At 65.8% G+C, this 18,613-nt stretch carries 16 protein-coding genes and 1 riboswitch; of the genes, 6 read left to right on the forward strand and 10 right to left on the reverse strand.

The features are described 5' to 3' along the window. The 5 genes from Q0627_RS10460 to Q0627_RS10480 form a co-directional block, all read left to right on the forward strand. Positions 1 to 1,061 (forward strand): MmgE/PrpD family protein (locus tag Q0627_RS10460; RefSeq protein ID WP_298809554.1); only part of this gene is annotated, 1,061 nt, incomplete at its 5' end. Then, entirely contained in the window at positions 1,061 to 1,972 is a 912-nt protein-coding gene (prpB, locus tag Q0627_RS10465) for a methylisocitrate lyase (RefSeq protein WP_291011615.1), read from the forward strand. The genes Q0627_RS10460 and prpB, both read left to right, overlap by 1 nt. A gap of 322 nt (positions 1,973 to 2,294) precedes the next feature. Beyond that, a complete protein-coding gene (locus tag Q0627_RS10470; protein ID WP_291011618.1) occupies positions 2,295 to 3,428 on the forward strand; it encodes a bifunctional 2-methylcitrate synthase/citrate synthase in 1,134 nt (377 codons plus the stop codon). 145 nt (positions 3,429 to 3,573) lie between these two features. Continuing rightward, positions 3,574 to 6,963, forward strand: coding sequence for a pyruvate carboxylase (locus Q0627_RS10475; RefSeq protein WP_291011620.1), 3,390 nt, complete (start codon positions 3,574 to 3,576; stop codon positions 6,961 to 6,963). A gap of 352 nt (positions 6,964 to 7,315) precedes the next feature. After that, complete coding sequence (locus Q0627_RS10480) at positions 7,316 to 8,281, forward strand: isopenicillin N synthase family oxygenase (RefSeq protein WP_291011623.1); 966 nt, start codon at positions 7,316 to 7,318, stop codon at positions 8,279 to 8,281. A gap of 237 nt (positions 8,282 to 8,518) precedes the next feature. Here the strand turns inward: Q0627_RS10480 and metE are convergent, their stop codons facing one another. The 6 genes from metE to uraD (Q0627_RS10510) all read right to left on the reverse strand — a co-directional run bounded on the left by metE (position 8,519) and on the right by uraD (Q0627_RS10510) (position 14,892). Then, complete coding sequence (metE, locus tag Q0627_RS10485) at positions 8,519 to 10,792, reverse strand: 5-methyltetrahydropteroyltriglutamate--homocysteine S-methyltransferase (RefSeq protein ID WP_298809562.1); 2,274 nt, start codon at positions 10,790 to 10,792, stop codon at positions 8,519 to 8,521. A 149-nt stretch (positions 10,793 to 10,941) separates the two neighbouring features. Then, positions 10,942 to 11,130: riboswitch (cobalamin riboswitch) on the reverse strand. Between the two features lie 155 nt (positions 11,131 to 11,285). Then, positions 11,286 to 11,606, reverse strand: coding sequence for a type II toxin-antitoxin system PemK/MazF family toxin (locus Q0627_RS10490; RefSeq protein ID WP_291017845.1), 321 nt, complete (start codon positions 11,604 to 11,606; stop codon positions 11,286 to 11,288). A 19-nt stretch (positions 11,607 to 11,625) separates the two neighbouring features. Beyond that, positions 11,626 to 11,856, reverse strand: coding sequence for a hypothetical protein (locus Q0627_RS10495; RefSeq protein WP_291017842.1), 231 nt, complete (start codon positions 11,854 to 11,856; stop codon positions 11,626 to 11,628). Between the two features lie 62 nt (positions 11,857 to 11,918). Then, on the reverse strand, positions 11,919 to 12,245 hold the full coding sequence (uraH, locus tag Q0627_RS10500; protein ID WP_291017838.1) for a hydroxyisourate hydrolase: 327 nt from the start codon (positions 12,243 to 12,245) through the stop codon (positions 11,919 to 11,921). Continuing rightward, entirely contained in the window at positions 12,242 to 12,775 is a 534-nt protein-coding gene (gene uraD / locus Q0627_RS10505; protein WP_291017836.1) for a 2-oxo-4-hydroxy-4-carboxy-5-ureidoimidazoline decarboxylase, read from the reverse strand. The genes uraH and uraD (Q0627_RS10505) overlap by 4 nt, the downstream gene beginning before the upstream one ends. 119 nt (positions 12,776 to 12,894) lie before the next feature. After that, positions 12,895 to 14,892, reverse strand: coding sequence for a 2-oxo-4-hydroxy-4-carboxy-5-ureidoimidazoline decarboxylase (uraD, locus tag Q0627_RS10510; RefSeq protein WP_291017833.1), 1,998 nt, complete (start codon positions 14,890 to 14,892; stop codon positions 12,895 to 12,897). Between the two features lie 253 nt (positions 14,893 to 15,145). Between uraD (Q0627_RS10510) and Q0627_RS10515 the strand changes: the two genes are divergently transcribed. Further along, the gene (locus tag Q0627_RS10515; protein ID WP_291017848.1) at positions 15,146 to 15,718 is read left to right on the forward strand and encodes an NTP transferase domain-containing protein; all 573 of its coding nucleotides are present in this window, start codon (positions 15,146 to 15,148) and stop codon (positions 15,716 to 15,718) included. Positions 15,719 to 15,742: 24 nt separating this feature from the next. On the opposite strand, the gene Q0627_RS22490 is transcribed toward Q0627_RS10515, so the two are convergent. The 4 genes from Q0627_RS22490 to Q0627_RS10530 form a co-directional block, all read right to left on the reverse strand. Beyond that, the gene (locus Q0627_RS22490; RefSeq protein WP_324384068.1) at positions 15,743 to 16,231 is read right to left on the reverse strand and encodes a PIN domain-containing protein; all 489 of its coding nucleotides are present in this window, start codon (positions 16,229 to 16,231) and stop codon (positions 15,743 to 15,745) included. After that, positions 16,149 to 16,370: a type II toxin-antitoxin system VapB family antitoxin gene (locus Q0627_RS10520; RefSeq protein ID WP_291017830.1), complete on the reverse strand. Its 222-nt coding sequence runs from the start codon at positions 16,368 to 16,370 to the stop codon at positions 16,149 to 16,151. The genes Q0627_RS22490 and Q0627_RS10520 overlap by 83 nt, the downstream gene beginning before the upstream one ends. A 115-nt stretch (positions 16,371 to 16,485) precedes the next feature. Beyond that, the gene (locus Q0627_RS10525; RefSeq protein WP_291017828.1) at positions 16,486 to 16,827 is read right to left on the reverse strand and encodes a hypothetical protein; all 342 of its coding nucleotides are present in this window, start codon (positions 16,825 to 16,827) and stop codon (positions 16,486 to 16,488) included. A 1-nt stretch (position 16,828) separates the two neighbouring features. Next, entirely contained in the window at positions 16,829 to 18,604 is a 1,776-nt protein-coding gene (locus Q0627_RS10530) for an acetyl/propionyl/methylcrotonyl-CoA carboxylase subunit alpha (protein ID WP_298809570.1), read from the reverse strand. Between the last annotated feature and the right edge of the window lie 9 nt (positions 18,605 to 18,613).

The following is an 18,613-nucleotide window of genomic DNA, read 5'->3' on the forward strand; positions in this document are numbered from 1 at the left end:
AGGTGCAGATCGACCTGGTCAAGGGCATCTGCCTGCATGAGCACAAGATCGACCATGTGGCCCACCTCGGGCCGTCGGTCGCCGCCGGTCTGGGCACCATGCTCAATCTGGATCAGGAGACCATCTACCAGGCCATCGGGCAGGCCCTGCACCTGACCACGGCCACCCGGCAGTCCCGCAAGGGCCTGATCTCCAGCTGGAAGGCGTACGCCCCCGCGTGGGCCGGCAAGGTCGCCATCGAGGCCGTCGACCGGGCGATGCGCGGAGAGGGCTCGCCGTCGCCGATCTGGGAAGGTGAGGACGGCGTGATCGCGTGGCTGCTCAGCGGCCCCGACGCCCAGTACACGGTGCCGCTGCCCGGCCCCGGCGAGGCCAAGCGCGCCATCCTCGACAGCTACACCAAGGAACATTCGGCCGAATACCAGAGTCAGGCGCCCATCGACCTGGCCCGCCGGATGCGGGAGAAGATCACCGACTTCACGCAGATCGAGTCGATCGTGCTGCACACCAGCCATCACACCCACGTGGTCATCGGCACCGGCTCGGGTGATCCGCAGAAGTTCGATCCCGACGCCAGCCGCGAAACCCTCGACCATTCGGTGCCCTATATCTTCGCCGTGGCATTGGAGGACGGGACCTGGGATTCGGAGAAGTCCTACGCACCTGAGCGGGCACACCGTCCCGAAACCATCGAGCTCTGGCACAAGATCTCCACCGTCGAGGATCCGGAGTGGACTCGTCGATACCACTCGAATGACCCGGCGGAGAAGGCTTTCGGCGCCAAGGCCGTCATCACCCTCAAGAACGGTGACGTGATCACCGACGAGCTGGCCGTCGCCGACGCCCATCCGCTCGGTGCCCGGCCGTTCGCCCGTCCGCAGTACGTGGAGAAGTTCACGGGTCTGGCCGACGGTGTTGTGGATTCGGCTGAGCAGGAACGTTTCCTGGCGTTCGTCACCGACCTTGCCGCCAAGCCCGCCGGTTCGCTGGGCGAGCTGAATATCGTTGTGCCGCAGACCTACCTGGACAAGGCTCCCACTGTCGACAAGGGGCTGTTCTGATGTCACTGTTCTCCTCGGGCGTCACCGACGGTGATAAGCGCATCGCCCTGCGCAACGGCCTGAACTCCGGTGAGTTGCAACGGTGGCCGGGAGCATTCTCGCCGCTGGCCGCAAAACTGATCGCCGACATCGGATTCGACGGCGTGTACGTCTCCGGTGCGGTCCTGGCCGCCGACCTGGGTCTGCCCGACATCGGGCTGACCACGCTCAGCGAGGTCACCGCCCGCGCCGGATCCATCGCCCGCGCAACCGATCTGCCGACGCTCGTCGACGCCGACACCGGATTCGGGGAGCCGATGAGTGCGGCGCGTACCGTCGCCGCACTCGAAGACGCGGGGCTGGCGGGTCTGCACCTGGAGGACCAGGTCAACCCCAAGCGTTGCGGGCATCTCGACGGCAAGGACGTGGTCCCGGTCGACGTCATGCTCAAACGGCTGCGGGCGGCGGTAGCGGCCAAGCGGGACCCGAATTTCGTGATCTGCGCCCGCACCGATGCCCGGGGTATCGAGGGTTTCGATGCCGCAGTCGAGCGAGCCAAAGCCTACGCCGACGCCGGAGCGGACCTGATCTTCACCGAGGCGCTGACAGACCTGAGTGAATTCGAGAAATTCCGCAAGGCCGTGGATACGCCGCTGCTGGCGAATATGACCGAATTCGGCAAGTCCGATCTGATTACCGCCGATCAGCTGCGCGATGTGGGCTACAACGTCGTCATCTATCCGGTGACCACGCTGCGGATCGCAATGGGTGCCGTCGAGTCGGGCTTACGTGAAATCCTCAGTGAGGGAACGCAGGCCGGGTTGCTCGACGGGATGCAGCATCGCAGTCGGCTGTACGAGTTGCTGCGGTATGCCGAGTACAACGATTTCGATTCCGAACTGTTCAATTTCACGCTTGCCGATGGGGCTTAGGGCGTAGGGGCGGTCGGGTGGTTGCGTCATGCGGGGATCTCGCCGGACCCTTCGTGACCCTCGCTCCTTCGTCGCTTCGGCCTCAGGGATCAAGAAGTTTCTCGGCTTCAGGGTTAAGGAGCTTTCGGCCTCAGGGGGCAAGAAGGTTCTCGGATTCAGGGTTAAGGAGCTTTCGGCCTCAGGGGTCAAGAAGTTTCTCGGCTTCAGGGTTAAGGAGCTTTCGGCTTCAGGGGTCAAGAAGTCTCTCGGCTTCAGGGGTTTAGAAGTTTTCTCGGCCTCAGGGATCAAGATGTGTTCCCACGTCAATCAAAGGAAGTTACTCATGAGTGCACCTGCTGGGGATCAACCGACCATTTACAAGGGGCTGGCGGGGGTGGTCGTCGACAAGACGGCCGTCTCCAAAGTTGTCCCGGAGACCAATTCGCTGACCTACCGCGGGTATGCGGTGCAGGATCTGGCCGAGCACTGCTCGTTCGAGCAGGTCGCCTACCTGCTGTGGCACGGTGAGCTGCCCAACGATGTGCAGCTGACCGACTTCAGCCAGAAGGAACGGGCGAACCGGCGGCTCGACCGGACGGCCGCGTCGATCCTGGTGAAGATCCCTGACACCTGCCATCCGATGGATGTGGTGCGCACGGCGATCTCCTTCCTGGGCACCGAAGACGCTGCCGAGGACGATCCGAGCCCGGCGGCCAACCTCGACAAGTCGCTGCGGATGCTCGCGGTGCTGCCGACGATCGTCGCCGCCGACATGCGCCGGCGTCGCGGGCTGGAGCCGATCGCCCCGCATCATGGGCTCGGCTACGCGGAGAACTTCCTGAACATGGTGTTCGGCAAGGTACCCGACCCGGTGATCGTGAAGGCGTTCGAGAAGTCGATGGTGCTGTACGCCGAGCACAGCTTCAACGCATCCACGTTCGCCGCACGCGTGGTGACCTCGACGCAGTCGGATATCTACAGCGCGGTCACCGCGGCGATCGGTGCGCTCAAGGGCAGCCTGCACGGCGGCGCGAACGAGGCCGTCATGCACGACATGATCGACATCGACCGCCCTGAACGTGCGCGGGAATGGCTGGGAGCCAAGCTCGACAACAAGGACAAGGTGATGGGCTTCGGCCACCGCGTCTACAAGAACGGCGACTCGCGAGTGCCGACGATGCGTAAGGCACTCGAAGACATCAGCGCCCATGTCGGCGAGAACAAGTGGCTCGAGATCTACGCCGAGCTCGAGGATGAGATGCGCAAGCGCACCGGGATCAAGCCGAACCTGGATTTCCCGACCGGCCCCGCCTACTTCTTGATGGGCTTCGACATTCCGGCGTTCACACCGATCTTCGTGATGAGCCGTATCACCGGATGGACCGCGCACATCATGGAACAGGCCGCCTCCAACGCCCTGATCCGGCCGCTCAGCGCCTACGACGGTCCGGCACAACGACCGCTTGCTGTGCGGTAGGTCACGATATACTGACGCGGCCATCGGCGGTGCGTACCGTATTGCGCGCAACGTCAGCCCCGGTGAGTGTCAGGGCCTCACAACGCAACGAAATTGGTTGTGAGGACTTGTTTCTCACGTCTTAATGACAAAAGAGAGTGTGCTCATGTTCGACAAGGTACTGGTGGCCAACCGTGGCGAGATCGCGATCCGTGCGCTGCGCGCGGGATACGAACTCGGGGCCCGGACCGTCGCGGTCTTCCCTTACGAAGACCGAAATTCGCTGCACCGTTTCAAGGCCGATGAGGCCTACCAGATCGGGATACCCGGCCACCCGGTCCGGGCGTACCTGTCGATAGACGAGATCGTGAGTGTGGCCGTGCGCTGCGGTGCCGACGCGATCTATCCCGGATACGGATTCCTGTCGGAGAACCCGGGTCTGGCCGCGGCCTGCGCGAACGCGGGCATCACGTTCATCGGTCCGCCCACCGAAGTACTCGAACTCACCGGCAACAAGGCCACGGCCGTCGCCGCGGCCAAGGCGTCCGGGATTCCCGTGCTGTCGAGCTCGGAACCCAGCGCCGACGTCGATGAACTGCTGGCCGCGGCGGCCGATATGCAGTTCCCCGTCTTCGTCAAGGCGGTCGCCGGTGGCGGCGGCCGCGGTATGCGCCGGGTGGAGACCATCGACGAACTCGCCGACGCCATCGCGGCAGCCTCCCGCGAGGCCGACGCCGCCTTCGGCGACCCGACGGTGTTCCTCGAACAGGCGGTGATCAACCCGCGGCACATCGAGGTGCAGATCCTCGCCGACACCCAGGGCAACGTCATCCACCTGTATGAGCGGGACTGCAGCATGCAGCGCCGCCACCAGAAGGTGGTCGAGCTCGCTCCCGCCCCCAACCTCGACCCTGCAATCCGCGACCGGATCTGTGCCGATGCCGTCGCCTTCGCCCGGCACATCGGCTACTCGTGCGCCGGAACCGTCGAGTTCCTGCTCGACGAACAGGGCCGGCACGTCTTCATCGAGATGAACCCGCGCATCCAGGTCGAGCACACGGTGACCGAGGAGATCACCGACATCGACCTCGTGGGCGCTCAACTACGCATCGCGTCGGGGTCGAGTCTGACCGACATGGGTCTGTCTCAGGAGTCCATCCAGATCCGCGGAGCGGCGCTGCAGTGCCGCATCACCACCGAGAACCCGGCCGAGGGCTTCCGGCCCGACGTCGGCCGCATCACCGCCTACCGTTCGCCGGGCGGCGCGGGTGTACGGCTCGACGGTGGCACCAACCTGGGTGCCGAGGTCGCCGGTCACTTCGACTCGATGCTGGTCAAGCTCACCTGCCGCGGCCGGGAGTTCCCGATCGCGGTGCGGCGGGCGCGCCGTGCCGTCGCCGAGTTCCGTATTCGTGGTGTGGCCACCAACATCCCGTTCCTACAGGCGGTTCTCGACGACCCGGACTTCCGGGCGGGCAACATCACCACCTCGTTCATCGACGACCGGCCGTGGCTTCAGATGTCGAAGGGCTCGGCCGACCGGGGCAGCAAGATCCTGTCGTACCTGGCCGACGTCACCGTCAACAAGCCGCACGGCGAGCGGCCCACCAAGGTGTATCCACGCGACAAGCTGCCCGCCGTCGACCAGCACCTACTGGCCTCGCCGCCCGACGGCTCGCGGCAGCGCCTGCTGGCGCTGGGACCGGAGGGTTTTGCCGCCGACCTGCGCGACAGCAAACGGCTCGGCGTTACCGACACCACGTTCCGCGACGCGCACCAATCGTTGCTGGCCACCCGGATCCGGACCAGCGGCCTGATCGCCGTCGCCCCGTACATCGCCGCGCTCACCCCGCAGCTGCTGTCCGTCGAATGCTGGGGCGGCGCGACATACGATGTGGCGCTGCGCTTTCTGAAGGAAGATCCGTGGGATCGGTTGGCGCAGTTGCGCGAAGCGATGCCCAACATCTGTCTGCAGATGCTGCTGCGCGGTGCCAACACAGTCGGGTACACGCCGTACCCCACGAAGGTGACCACCGCATTCGTCGCCGAGGCCACCGATGTCGGCATCGACATCTTCCGGATCTTCGACGCGCTCAACAACATTGAGCAGATGCGGCCGGCGATCGACGCCGTCCGCGAAACCGGGACCGCCGTCGCCGAGGTCGCGATGAGCTACACCGGCGACCTCTCGAACCCGGCCGAAGAGCTGTACACGCTCGACTACTATCTGCGGCTGGCCGAGCAGATCGTCGATGCCGGCGCGCACATTCTTGCGATCAAGGACATGGCCGGGCTGTTGCGCGCGCCGGCGGCCACCACTCTGGTGTCGGCGCTGCGCAAGGAGTTCGACCTGCCGGTGCACGTGCACACCCACGACACTCCCGGTGGTCAGCTCGCCACCTACCTGGCCGCCTGGCAGGCCGGAGCCAGTGCCGTCGACGGCGCCAGCGCCGCGCTGGCCGGCACGACCAGTCAGCCTGCGCTGTCGGCGATCGTCGCCGCTGCCGCGCACACCGAACATGATACCGGCCTGGACCTGGGCGCGGTGTGCGATCTCGAACCGTACTGGGAGGCCGTGCGCAAGGTGTACGCGCCGTTCGAGTCGGGTCTACCGGCCCCCACCGGGCGTGTGTACACCCACGAGATCCCCGGCGGTCAGCTGTCCAACCTGCGCCAGCAGGCCATCGCGCTCGGGCTGGGTAACCGGTTCGAGGCGGTCGAGGAGGCGTATGCGGCGGCCGACCGGATGCTGGGACGGCTGATCAAGGTGACGCCGTCGTCGAAGGTGGTCGGTGACCTGGCGCTGGCGCTGGTGGGTCGCGGCATCACCGCCGGCGAGTTCGCGGCCGACCCGTCGTCGTACGACATCCCGGACTCGGTGATCGGCTTCCTGCGTGGTGAACTCGGCGACCCCGCCGGCGGCTGGCCCGAACCGCTGCGCACGATCGCCCTCGAAGGCCGCGCCGAGGCGCCGGCACCCAAGGACTTGTCCGAGGCGGACTCGGCTGCGCTCGACGTGTCCGGCCGCGGCCGTCAGGAAACCCTCAACCGGCTGCTGTTCCCCGGCCCGACAAGGGAATTCGAGGACCATCAGGAACAGTTCGGCGACACCTCGAGGCTGTCGGCCAATCAGTTCTTCTACGGGCTGCGCTACGGCGAGGAGCACCGCGTCGAACTCGAACCCGGCCACGAACTGATCATCGGCCTCGAAGCGATCAGCGACGCCGACGAGAAGGGCATGCGCACCGTGATGTGCGTGCTCAACGGGCAACTGCGGCCGGTGGCCGTACGGGACAGGTCGGTCGATGCCGAGGTTCCGTCGGCGGAGAAGGCCGACCGCACAAACCCCAACCACATCGCGGCGCCGTTCGCGGGCGTGGTGTCACTGTCAGTGGGTGTCGGTGACGTCGTGGCCGCCGGTGCCGCGATCGGCACCATCGAGGCGATGAAGATGGAGGCCACCATCACCACCCCCGTCGAGGGGAAGGTGACCAGGGTCGCCATCGGTGAAGTCGCCCAGGTGGCGCCAGGGGACCTGCTGATCGTGCTCGGCTGAAACGCAGAGCAGCCGGACGCGCACAGCAGCAAAGAACGGACCGTCGGAGATCACATCAGGGTGTTGGGCCACCTGTGATCCCCGGCGGTCCGTTTCATCTTAGGCTGCTCGCGAGACGTTTTACATCGGTGTAATAGCGAGTAGCAGCGCAGCAACGCGCGAGGGGTCTACTTGGTGCCGCGAGTACTGATCGCACGAATCGAAGGTCCGCCCTTCGCGGGGTGCGGCGGGGTTGCGGCAGTGGCATATGCGGTCACCATGACCGGCGTGTTCACGCTGTCCGAAAAGACGTGCGGTCATCGCGATCTGGTCAACACAGCCCCGAAAGGACACCCCAGTGACCGCCTACGACATGACCGAACTCAACCGCGAATCCCAGATGGGCGCGGTCGGCACCGAAACCACCGACCGCGAGGTGCGCCGCATCTCCATCGCCGACTTCGAGGACCGCTTCGACGAGATCGCCGACGAACTCTGGTCGGCCGCAACCGATATCGGCTTCTTCCAGATTGTCGACCACGGCATCCCGCAGGATATTGTCGACGGTGTGTTCGCGATGGCGAACACCTTCTTCCACCTGCCCACCGAGATCAAGGAGCAGTACCCGCTGCAGAAGGGCACCAACGCCGGCTGGGAATACGGGACCCAGGTGCGCCCGTCGACCGGGACCGCCGACCAGAAGGAGTCCTACCAGTACACCAAACCGCGCATGGACGGGCTGTGGCCCAGCGAGGACGAACTGGCCGGATTCCGTTCCACCGTCGAGGATTTCGAAGCCCGCTGCTGGAAGATTGCGATGGATCTGCTCGGCTGCTTCGCAGTGAAACTCGGCCTGGACCGCGACTTCTTCACCGCCGCGCACGACCCCTCGTCGGACACCTATCAGAGCACTCTGCGGCTGCTGTACTACTACGCCTTCCCCGAGGAGATGCTCGGTGACCACAGCATCTGGCGAGCCGGGGCGCACACCGACTTCGACGCCCTCACCCTGCTGTTCCAGCGTGACGGCCAGGGTGGGCTGCAGGTGCTGCCGGGTGCGGAGATGAAGGGGCAGGAATGGACGCCGGTCACCCCGTCCGACGACGCCATCACCTGCAACATCGGCGACATGCTGATGCGCTGGTCCGACGACAAACTGCCGTCGAACTTCCACCGGGTGCGGCCGCCGCGCGAAGGTGAATCGCTCGACGCCCGGCAGTCGATCGCGTTCTTCGCGCAGGCGAATACGGACGTCCTCATCGAGAGCCCCGAGGGCAAATACCCTCCGTTGACGGCGGCCGAGTACCTGGCGCAGCGACTCAAGGCCAACAACGTGTGAGGTGGTCGCCTCGTGCATGGATGGTCACCTGACCCTTCGTGACCCTCGCTCCTTCGTCGCTTCGGCCTCAGGGATCAAGATGGTGTGTGGTTTGTCGATCGGTGTCGGGTCGGCCTCAGGGATCAAGATGGTGGGTGCATTCTCGTAGCCAAACATCTTGATCCCTGAGGAGCGGTCGCGTTAGCTTGCGAGCCGACCACGTCTCGAAGGGCCCGGTGACCCGAACGCCTGACCGGGCTACAGCCCGGCGCGGACCTGTTCGGTGGCCTCGACGAGGTTGGTCAGGGAGGCGACCACCTCCTCTGTGCCGCGGGTTTTCAGGCCGCAGTCGGGGTTGACCCACAGGCGCCGCGGGTCGACGGCTTTGAGTGCGGCCGAAAGGGATTCGGCGATCTCGGCGGTGCCGGGGACACGCGGGGAGTGGATGTCGTAGACACCCGGGCCGACGCCGTTGGCGAAGCCGACCGCGTTGAGGTCGTCGAGGACCTCCATCTTCGACCGGGCCGCCTCGATGGAGGTGACGTCGGCGTCCAGTTCCGCGATCGCGCCGATCACCTCACCGAACTCCGAATAGCACAGGTGGGTGTGGATCTGCGTGTCGTCGGCCACACCCGAGGTGGACAGCCGGAACGAGCGCACCGCCCAGTTCAGGTAGGCGGGCTTGTCGGCGTCGCGCAGCGGGAGCAGCTCACGCAGCGCCGGCTCGTCGACCTGGATGATGCCGACACCGGCCGCTTCGAGGTCGACGGTCTCGTCCCGGATGGCCAGCGCGATCTGGTCGGACGAGTCTGCGAGCGGCTGATCGTTGCGGACGAACGACCACGCCAGGATGGTCACCGGACCGGTCAGCATGCCCTTGACCGGTTTGCCGGTGAGCGACTGCGCGTACGTGATCCAGTCGACCGTCATCGGCTGCGGCCGCACGACGTCGCCGAACAGGATCGGCGGACGCACGCATCGGGTGCCGTAGGACTGCACCCAGCCGTTGACCGTGGCGAAGAAGCCGTCGAGCTGTTCGGCGAAGTACTGCACCATGTCGTTGCGTTCGGGTTCGCCGTGTACCAGCACGTCCAGGCCGATCTTCTCCTGGAGCGCGATGACATCGGCGATCTCGGCGCGCATCTTCTCGACGTAGCCGGTCTCGTCGATGTCGCCCTTGCGCAGTGCGGCGCGGGCCACCCGGATTGCCGAGGTCTGCGGGTACGAGCCGATCGTGGTGGTCGGCAGCGTGGGTAGACCCAGCTTCTCCTGCTGGCTGTCCAGACGCGCGGATGCCTCGCCGCGGGTCACGTCGGCGTCGGTGACCGCGGCCAGCCGGGCCCGGACTTCGTCGTTGTGCAGGCGCGGATCGGTCGCCCGGGTCGCCAGGGCGGCGCGGCTCGCGTCGAACGCCGCTGCCTGAGATTCGCGGCCGTCACGCAGCGCGTGGGCCAGAGCGGACACCTCGGTGTACTTTTCGTCGGCGAACGCCAGCCAGCCGCGCAGGTTGTCGTCGAGTGCGGTTTCCGGTTCCAGGCTGTACGGCACGTGCAGAGTCGAGCACGACGTGGACACGGCCAGCGAACCGGTCGAGCCGAGCAGGGTGCCCAGGGTGCCCAGCGCGTGATCGAGATCGGTACGCCAGATGTTGCGGCCGTCGACCAGACCCGCCACGACCAGTTTGTTCGCCAGCTCCGGCACCGCCGCCACCGCGGCGACATCACCTTCTACGAGGTCGATGGCGATGCCTTCGACGTCGGTGCGGGCCAGTGCGCCGAGCGCGGCACCCGGATCGCCGAAGTAGGTGGCCACCAGCAGCGCCGGACGACGGGTCACCGCAGACAGGCGCCCGTACACGGCCTCGGCCAGCTCGGGCAGACCGTTGATGGCGTCGGTGACCAGCGAGGGCTCATCGAACTGCACCCAGTCCACACCGGCGTCGACGAGACGGTCGAGTAGCTCGAAGTAGGCAGGCAGGATGTCATCGATGCGGGTGATCGGGGCGGGTGCGCCGTCTACGGCTTTGGCGAGGGTCAGGAAGGTGATGGGGCCGACGATGACCGGGCGAGCCGGGATTCCGAGCCCGTGCGCCTGCGCGACCTCGGCGAGGACCTTCTCCGGCTTGAGCGCGAAGGTGGTGTCGGGACCGATCTCCGGGACCAAGTAGTGGTAGTTCGTGTCGAACCACTTGGTCATCTCCAGCGGCGTGACATCGGCGTTGCCGCGGGCGGCGGCGAAGTAGCGGTCCAGCGGGTCGGCGATGCCGGCGACCCGGGCGGGCAGTGCGTCGAGCATCACGGCGGTGTCGAGCACCTGGTCGTAGTACGAGAACGTGTTGACCGGGATGGAGTCGAATCCGGCGTCGGCGAGGCGAGTCCAGGTGTCGCGGCGCAGCCCCGCGGCGGTTTCGGCGAGATCGGCTGCGGACACGCGGCCGGCCCAGTAGCCTTCGATGGCGCGCTTGAGTTCGCGGTTCGGCCCGATGCGGGGAGTCCCGAGCACGGTGGTGGTGAACGGCCGGTTGTTCGGCATGAGTAGTGTTCTCCTGCAATGCAAGTGGATGACCACCGCCCTTGCGGAGAGAAGTCTGCAAGCCCCGTCGGCACCACCCACGGATCTGGGCACACCGAAACGCCTGTCGACCACTCGCCCATTCCACGAGGCGGTGAGTCGCCGGACGCGGCGCGCCCAGCACAACAGGCAGGTCTTCGGACTCGCCGGCGTGCGCATCGCGCTCCTACTGGCCGTCGCTTCCCGGGGTTCACCCAGTGCTGAAAGACGGCGGTCGTTCCGGCATACCGCTGCGGGACAGTTCCGGAGTCACACCGGATTCCCTCTTGTCGTCGCCGATCAGAGCGCAGGGGCTCCATAGTTGCTCCGGTCGGCGAACCAGTTGCGCCGTCCACCATAGCGACGTAGGTGTGGCCGTCGATGGTCGGGTCGGATATTCCGTGGCGTACTACCTGCCGCGGAACGCGCCGTACGACAGCGGGCCCAGCTGGGTGGGAGTGGATCGTGATGGGGGTCAGAAGTCGAGATAGTCGGCAAGCCATTCACGGATGGCTCCCAAGGTCACGTCGTCGATGCGACCGATATAGCCGTCGAATCGGTTGCGTGACAACGTCCGTAGTTGTTCGGTCATCGCGAAGCCCGTCAGCCCTGGTAGGTCGACATGGACGTGATTCGGCCAGCGCCTGTCCGTCCTGGTGATCGGCACACCGAGTGCGAGCGAGTCCACAACGCTGAGATACAGATCGGAAGCAACGATGACAAACGGTCTGCGGCCTGCCTGCTCGCGCCCGATCACCGCATCGGGGCGCACCCAGTACACGTCACCGGTACGCATGTGAAGCGGCTCCGCAGGCTCAGTCACGTGCCGGTGCCGTCAGCGCATCCAGTTCGGAGACTTCCCTCCAGTAGTCCGCGTCGGGTGGGTTCTCCCGCATGGCATTCGCCATTGCTTGTAGCCGCTCCTGACGACGAGCGTTCCGTACAACTCCATCCAGGTACTCGCCGACAGTCAGGCCATGTTCACGCGCTGCCGCGCTGATGCGGTCACGCAATCCGGTGTCGACCTTGATGCTGGTAAGGGCCATGAGACAGATCCTACCTGCGCAACTACTCTTCTGGCATACCAATTCGGTATACCCACGGTCCGTCAGCTGCCGCGGTATGTCGAGTAGGAGAAGGGGCTCAGCAGGACCGGGACGTGGTAGTGGCGGTCGGGGTCGTCGACCTCGAAGCAGATGTCGATCTCGGGGTAGAAGGCCTTGATGTCGTTGTCGGAGAACCAGCTTCCGGTGTCGAAGACCAGGTGGTAGATGCCCGCGATGAGGGGGGTGGTGTTGACCTGGGAGATGCGGCCGTCGGCGTCTGTGGTGCCCTCGCTCAGCACGGTTCCGGACGCGTCTTGCAGGGTCACCGCCAGGCCCGTTGCGGGGGAACCGGATACGGCATCGAGGACGTGGGTGGACAGGCCGGTCATGACGTGGCTCCTGCGTCATCGAAGTTGCCGGCGGGCGCGAGCATCCGGATCAGCCTGCTGCGGTTGATCTTTGCCAGCTCCGCCCGCATCACGCGGCGTTCGGTGGCAGGGTCGTTGCGCATACGTTGCTTGAGGATGGCGAGCAACTCGGCCGCCGGCCGACCGTTGGCGAACACGAGGTAGACGTGCCCGAAGCGATCCTCGTAGGCGGCGTTGAGATCCTTGAGTTCTGCCAGCACGGATGCGTCGGCGCCGGTGACCCCCGACTGTTCGCGTGCCGACGACGGATTGTCCGCCCGATCGCCGATCCGCGGATGCCCCGACAGCGCCTCGTCGAGGTCGCCTTCGCTCAGCTCGGCCAGGATCAGGTCGGCGTACTCGAGCAGCGCCTCGTCGTCGGAGAACGGACGCGCCGCCGCCACCCGAATGGCCCAGATCGTCGAACTGCAGCAGTCGTAGAGCGTGCCGATCGCCTGCCTTTCTGTGAGCTCGTTGAAACTGGACAAACCTCGCCAATCAACCCTTCGCACGGGACCTACCTTAGGGGGATATCGCGCGCAGGGCGCGCCGGGGACGGTGACTGTTGCTGACACACGCCAGGTTCGCGGTGGCGGTGCGGGCCACCGCGAACCGGGACGCGAATCAGAGCCTAGATTTCGGGTTGCCTGTTGAACCGTGCCGACGTGATCGGGTTGGCGTCGGCCACCAGATCGTCGAACCGGTAGTTGGCGATCTTGGCAATCTCGATCAGTGCGAACGACTTCTCGCTTGTCTCCGAGTTGTCCATGCGTGCCCAGCCGTTGCGCAACACCCGGTCGTAGCGTTCGGTCTCACGGGCGCAGATGACCAGCGGGAAACCGAAATGCTCGCGGTAGGCGGCCGACAGATTGACCACGTTCTCGTGTTCGGCCTCTTCCAGCTGCGACAGGCCCTTGTGGTCGACGGCCACCATCTCGCCGGTCTCCTCGTCCTCGGCACCGAGGTCGGGGAAGGCCCGGATGAGTTGCAGCTGTTCGTCGTCGCTGCCGGTGAGCATGCCTTCCTGGAAGGCGCTGCGCAGATCGTGCACGTCCTCGAAGGGCCGCTGGTCGTAGGCGCGATCGACCACCCAGTCGACGTTCTGCACGACCTCACCGAAGGTTTCGCGGAAACGTTCGGGGGTCATCGTGTTGACCTCGTCGAGGGTGATCGCGCCACCGCCGGCCACCTTCGGACCACGTGCGCCGACATGGAAGAACAAGAGGTTCAGCAGGATCGCGGTGATCGCGCCCATCGTGATGCCCGTGGAGAACGGGATCTGCAAGATGATGTTGGGCATCGCCTCGTCGACGCCGGGAATCGCGTTGATGTCGACGATCTGGCCGTCGGAGTTGATCACCTGCGACGGTGGCGACGACTGCGAATGCTCGACGTACAGTGCCACAGCCAGCGACGTGGCCGCGATGATCAGGTTGCGGTGATCGGTGAAATCCACCTTGGTGAGTGTCTGGATGCCGACGATCGCGACGGTGGCGAACATGATCAGCGCCGCACCGCCGAGCACCGGCGCGGGGATGGACTCGACCACCTTGGCCATCTTCGGGAACAGGCCGAGCAGCATCATGATCACACCGGCGGCGGCCACCACCCAGCGGCTCTTGACACCCGTCATGCGGACCAGACCGACGTTCTCGGAGAACGCCGTGTACGGGAACGAGTTGAACGAACCGCCGATCACGGTCGCCAGACCGTCGGCACGGATCGCGGCGGCCACATCGTCCTTCTTGATTCGCTTGCCGACGATTTCGCCGGTGGCGAAGATCGAACCCGTCGATTCCACGGCCACCACGAGCAGCACCACGATCATCGACACGATGGCGACGATGTCCCAGCGTGGCATACCGAAAGCGAACGGCGGGGTGAAGCCGAGCCAATCGGCGTCGCCGACCCGGTCGAACGTGGCGTCGCCGAGCAGCCATGCGACGAAGGTGGCCACAACCAGACCCAACAGGATCGAGATGGTCGACAGGAAGCCCTTGAGGAAGCGCTGCATCAGCACGATCAGGGTGATGGTGCCGAGTGCGTACAGCACCCACCGCGGGTTGGACGAGTCGTGTAGGTGTTTGGCCGGGTCGCTCACCGCGTCACCCGCGCCGACCGGGATCAGACACACGCCGATGATGGTGATCAGGGTGCCGGTGACCACCGGCGGCAGGAACCGGATCAGCTTGGCGAAATACGGCGCGATGAGGAAGGTGAAGACGCCGGCCGCGATGACCGCGCCGTACACCGTCTGCAGGCCGACGCGAGCGGCGTGCTCGCCCTCACCGGCGTGGTCGTTGGCGATTTTGATGACCGGTGCCAGGGTGGCGAAAGTGATGCCCTGCAGCAGCGGCAGCCGCACACCGATCTTCCAGAACCCGACGGCCTGCAGCAGCGACGCGATGCCGCAGGTGAACAGGTCGGCGGTGATCAGCATCGTCAGCGCCTCGTCATCGAGGTTGATGGCGCGGGCGATCAGCAGCGGGACCAGCACTGCGCCCGCGTAGAACGCGACGACGTGCTGGATACCGAGCGCGGCCAGTTTGCCAGGTGGCGGTACCTGGTCTACTTCATGGACCCGTTTGCGTTTCGGGGCTGCCTTACCGGCAGCGGAGTCTGTGGTCATCGATGTCGCACCTTCCACTGGTGGAGAATCGTCCGCCTCGCGGCGGGCGGGAGTCCGCTATGCCACATTCGCTTCGCAATCGGGCGTGGCAGGAGTAAATAGTGGACCCAAGGCGCACTTCGTGCTGGGTGAGATCACGGTGTTTCCGCCCGGTAAAACGGTGCATGATGGCCGGACGGCGCAGCATGGAACGCGGCAGCGATCGCAATGTGATGGCAGCGTCAAACTGAGCGTGACCGGGGCGGGCTCGGCGATGGAGGATGTGGGTGAGGGTGAGGTGACAGTACTCGGTGCGGTGCTCGCAGCGGGTGCAGGGCGGCGCTTCGGTGGACCGAAAATCCTTGCACACCAAGGTGAATGGCTCCTCAAAGCGGTTAGCGCTCTCAACGCGGGAGGCTGCGGCGAAGTAGTGGTGGCAATGGGTGCGGCGGTGGTGCCGCCACCGTTCGGTGCGCGGGCGCTTACCGTGGATGACTGGGCGACCGGGCTGTCGGCGACGGTGCGCCGGGTACTCGGTAGCGTCCGGGAGTCCCCCGGATGTACCGGAGTTGTTTTACACGTTGTTGACACACCCGATGTCGGCAGCGAGGTGGTCGGCCGGGTGCTTGCGGCGAGTGGCTTGTCACCGGCCGCGCTGGTGCGGTCCTGCTTCGGCGGCGTGCCCGGTCATCCGGTCTATATCGGTATCGACCACATTGATGGAGTGTGCGCGCTCCTCAGCGGAGACAGGGGCGCGGGAGCCTATCTGGCTGCTCACTGCGATGACGTGGTGGCCGTGGAATGCGGTGACCTGGCCGGAGGCCGCGACATCGACAGCCCGGACTGAACAAAGGCGCATCTGCCGCGAGGTTCAGTTGCCTCTTACGCGCCTGGCTCGCACATCAGTGAGATGCCTGGCCGCAGTCTCGAAGTCGTTGTCGTCATGCAGGACGGTGAGGCCGTGCTGGACAGATGTGCCACAGACCAACAAGTCAACGACGCCGAAGGCTCGCAGCGAGCCTGCTCGAACCAGCGTGTGCTGAGCGGCATCGATCCAGCGCCACACGTTCTTGGGTACGGATACATCGGGGTAGAAGAGTGTGAGATCACGGCACATCTCATCGAATTCCCTCGCGTTGCGCGCTGATCGGAGAACTTCGACGCGTTGTGGCGCGCACGACCGTATTTCGCCTGCTTCGATGACGGCACGCCAATGCTCGAGGATGGCGGGCTCGCGCTGCATCCGCCACAGTGCTGACGAGTCGAGGAGGTACAAGTCAGCGGTGCTTCGGGCGATCTGCTTCGCGCATCGCCTTCCACGCGTCGTAGTCCCACTCCTGGGCACGACGAGCGTAGTCATCGAACTCTGCGGCACGCCGTAGCTTCGCCGCGTAGTCGCGGAGAGCCTCGTTGACGGCATCCTTCTTGGTGCCAAGGCCGGATCGTTTCAGGACCTCGGCGAGGGCCTCATCATCGAGGTCGATCTGTGTGATGGACATGGCAACTCCCTGCTGGGTCGACCCCACTACCGCGGTGATGTTGATGAGCAATGTGTCTTATCAACATTAGCAACAGTGATGGTGCTAGGCCGTGACCAGAGATCTGACCTGTTGTTCACGCCTCGATCCTCATACCCAGCATGCCCTCGGTGAAACGGCCGACCGGGTCCAGGGCGGCGGTGAGGGCGTCGTCGTAGCCGTCGCGGGCCCAGCCCTCGCGTACGGCGGTGTCGCCGGACGGGGTAATGGTGACCAGGGCGACGAGTTCGCCGGTGGTGGGGATGCACACCGCCCACGTGAACAAGGTTTCCGATGCCCAGCCGTCGGCGGCGCGGGTGATGCAGCCTGCCGGGTCGTCGACCCCCAGATCGGCCAACGCCGGGACATCCGACACCCGCGTGTCCGCACGAAGCGCACGCAGGTACCAGGTCCCGGCGTTGATCTCGACTGGTTCCAAACTATTTGATCTCGAGCAGCACGGTGCCTTGGGTGACGGCCGCCCCGGCCTCCACCGACAGACCTGTGACGACACCGGACTTGTGGGCGGTGACCGGGTTCTCCATCTTCATGGCTTCCAGCACGACCACAAGCTCGCCCTCGGCGACCTCCTGGCCTTCCTCGACGGCCACCTTGACGACGGTGCCCTGCATCGGTGCGGTCACCGAATCACCCGAGGCTGCGGCGCCACCGGCCTTCTTCTTGGTGCGCGGCTTGGGCTTCCTGCGGATCGCACCATCGGCAGCGCCACCACCACCACCACCGGACAGGGCCAGATCGCCCGGCAGCGATACCTCCACGCGGCGGCCGCCGATCTCGACGACGACCTTCTGGCGGGGGGCCTCCTCGTCGTCCTCGATGGGCTGACCACCGGTGTACGGCTCGATCGGGTTGACCCAGTCGGTTTCGATCCACTTGGTGTACACGTCGAACTTCTCGCCGTCGCCGACAAACGCGGGGTTGGACACGATGTGCCGGTGGAACGGCAGCACCGTCGCCAGACCCTCCACCTGGAACTCGTCGAGTGCGCGGCGGGCCCGCTCGAGAGCCTGTTCGCGGGTCTCGCCGGTGACGATCAGCTTGGCCAGCATCGAGTCGAACTGGCCACCGATGACATCGCCCTGCACCACGCCGGAGTCGACGCGCACGCCCGGGCCCGAGGGCTCGGAGTAGACGCTGATCGGGCCGGGGGCGGGCAGGAAGCCGCGACCGGCGTCCTCACCGTTGATGCGGAACTCGAACGCGTGCCCGCGCGGTGCCGGGTCCTCGGTGAACTCCAGCTTTTCGCCGTTGGCGATGCGGAACTGCTGACGGACCAGGTCGATGCCGGCGGTCTCCTCGGTGACCGGATGCTCCACCTGCAGACGGGTGTTGACCTCCAGGAACGACACCAGGCCGTCGTTGCCGACGAGGAACTCGACGGTGCCCGCGCCGTAGTAACCGGCCTCGCGGCAGATCGCCTTGGCCGACTCGTGGATCTTGGTGCGCTGCTCGTCGGTGAGGAACGGCGCGGGAGCCTCTTCGACCAGCTTCTGGAACCGGCGCTGCAGCGAGCAGTCGCGGGTGCCGGCGACCACCACGTTGCCGTGCTGGTCGGCGATGACCTGGGCCTCAACGTGGCGGGCCTTGTCGAGGTAACGCTCGACGAAGCATTCCCCGCGGCCGAAGGCGGCGATGGCCTCACGGGTGGCGGACTCGAACAGATCCGGGATCTCCTCGATGGTGTAGGCGACCTTCATGCCGCGGCCACCGCCACCGAACGCGGCCTTGATGGCCACCGGAACGCCGTGCTCCTGGGCGAACGCGACGACCTCGTCGGCGCCCGCCACCGGATCCTTGGTGCCCGGAGCCATCGGGGCGTCGGCCTTGAGCGCGATGTGCCGGGCGGTGACCTTGTCACCGAGGTCGCGGATGGAGCTGGGCGACGGACCGATCCAGATCAGTCCGGCGTCGATGACGGCTTGGGCGAAGTCGGCGTTCTCGGAGAGGAAGCCGTATCCGGGGTGGATGGCGTTGGCGCCCGACTTGGCGGCGGCGTCGAGGATCTTGTCGAAGACCAGGTAGGACTCGGCCGAGGTCTGGCCGCCGAGGGCGAACGCCTCGTCGGCGAGCTTGACGAAGAGTGCGTCGGCGTCCGGCTCCGCGTACACCGCGACGCTGGGGATACCTGCGTCACGCGCAGCCCGGATCACCCGGACGGCGATCTCACCACGGTTGGCGATGAGGACCTTGCTGATGCCTTGGGA

It is taken from the genome of uncultured Gordonia sp. (genome assembly GCF_937858515.1).
Classification (GTDB): Bacteria; Actinomycetota; Actinomycetes; order Mycobacteriales; family Mycobacteriaceae; genus Gordonia.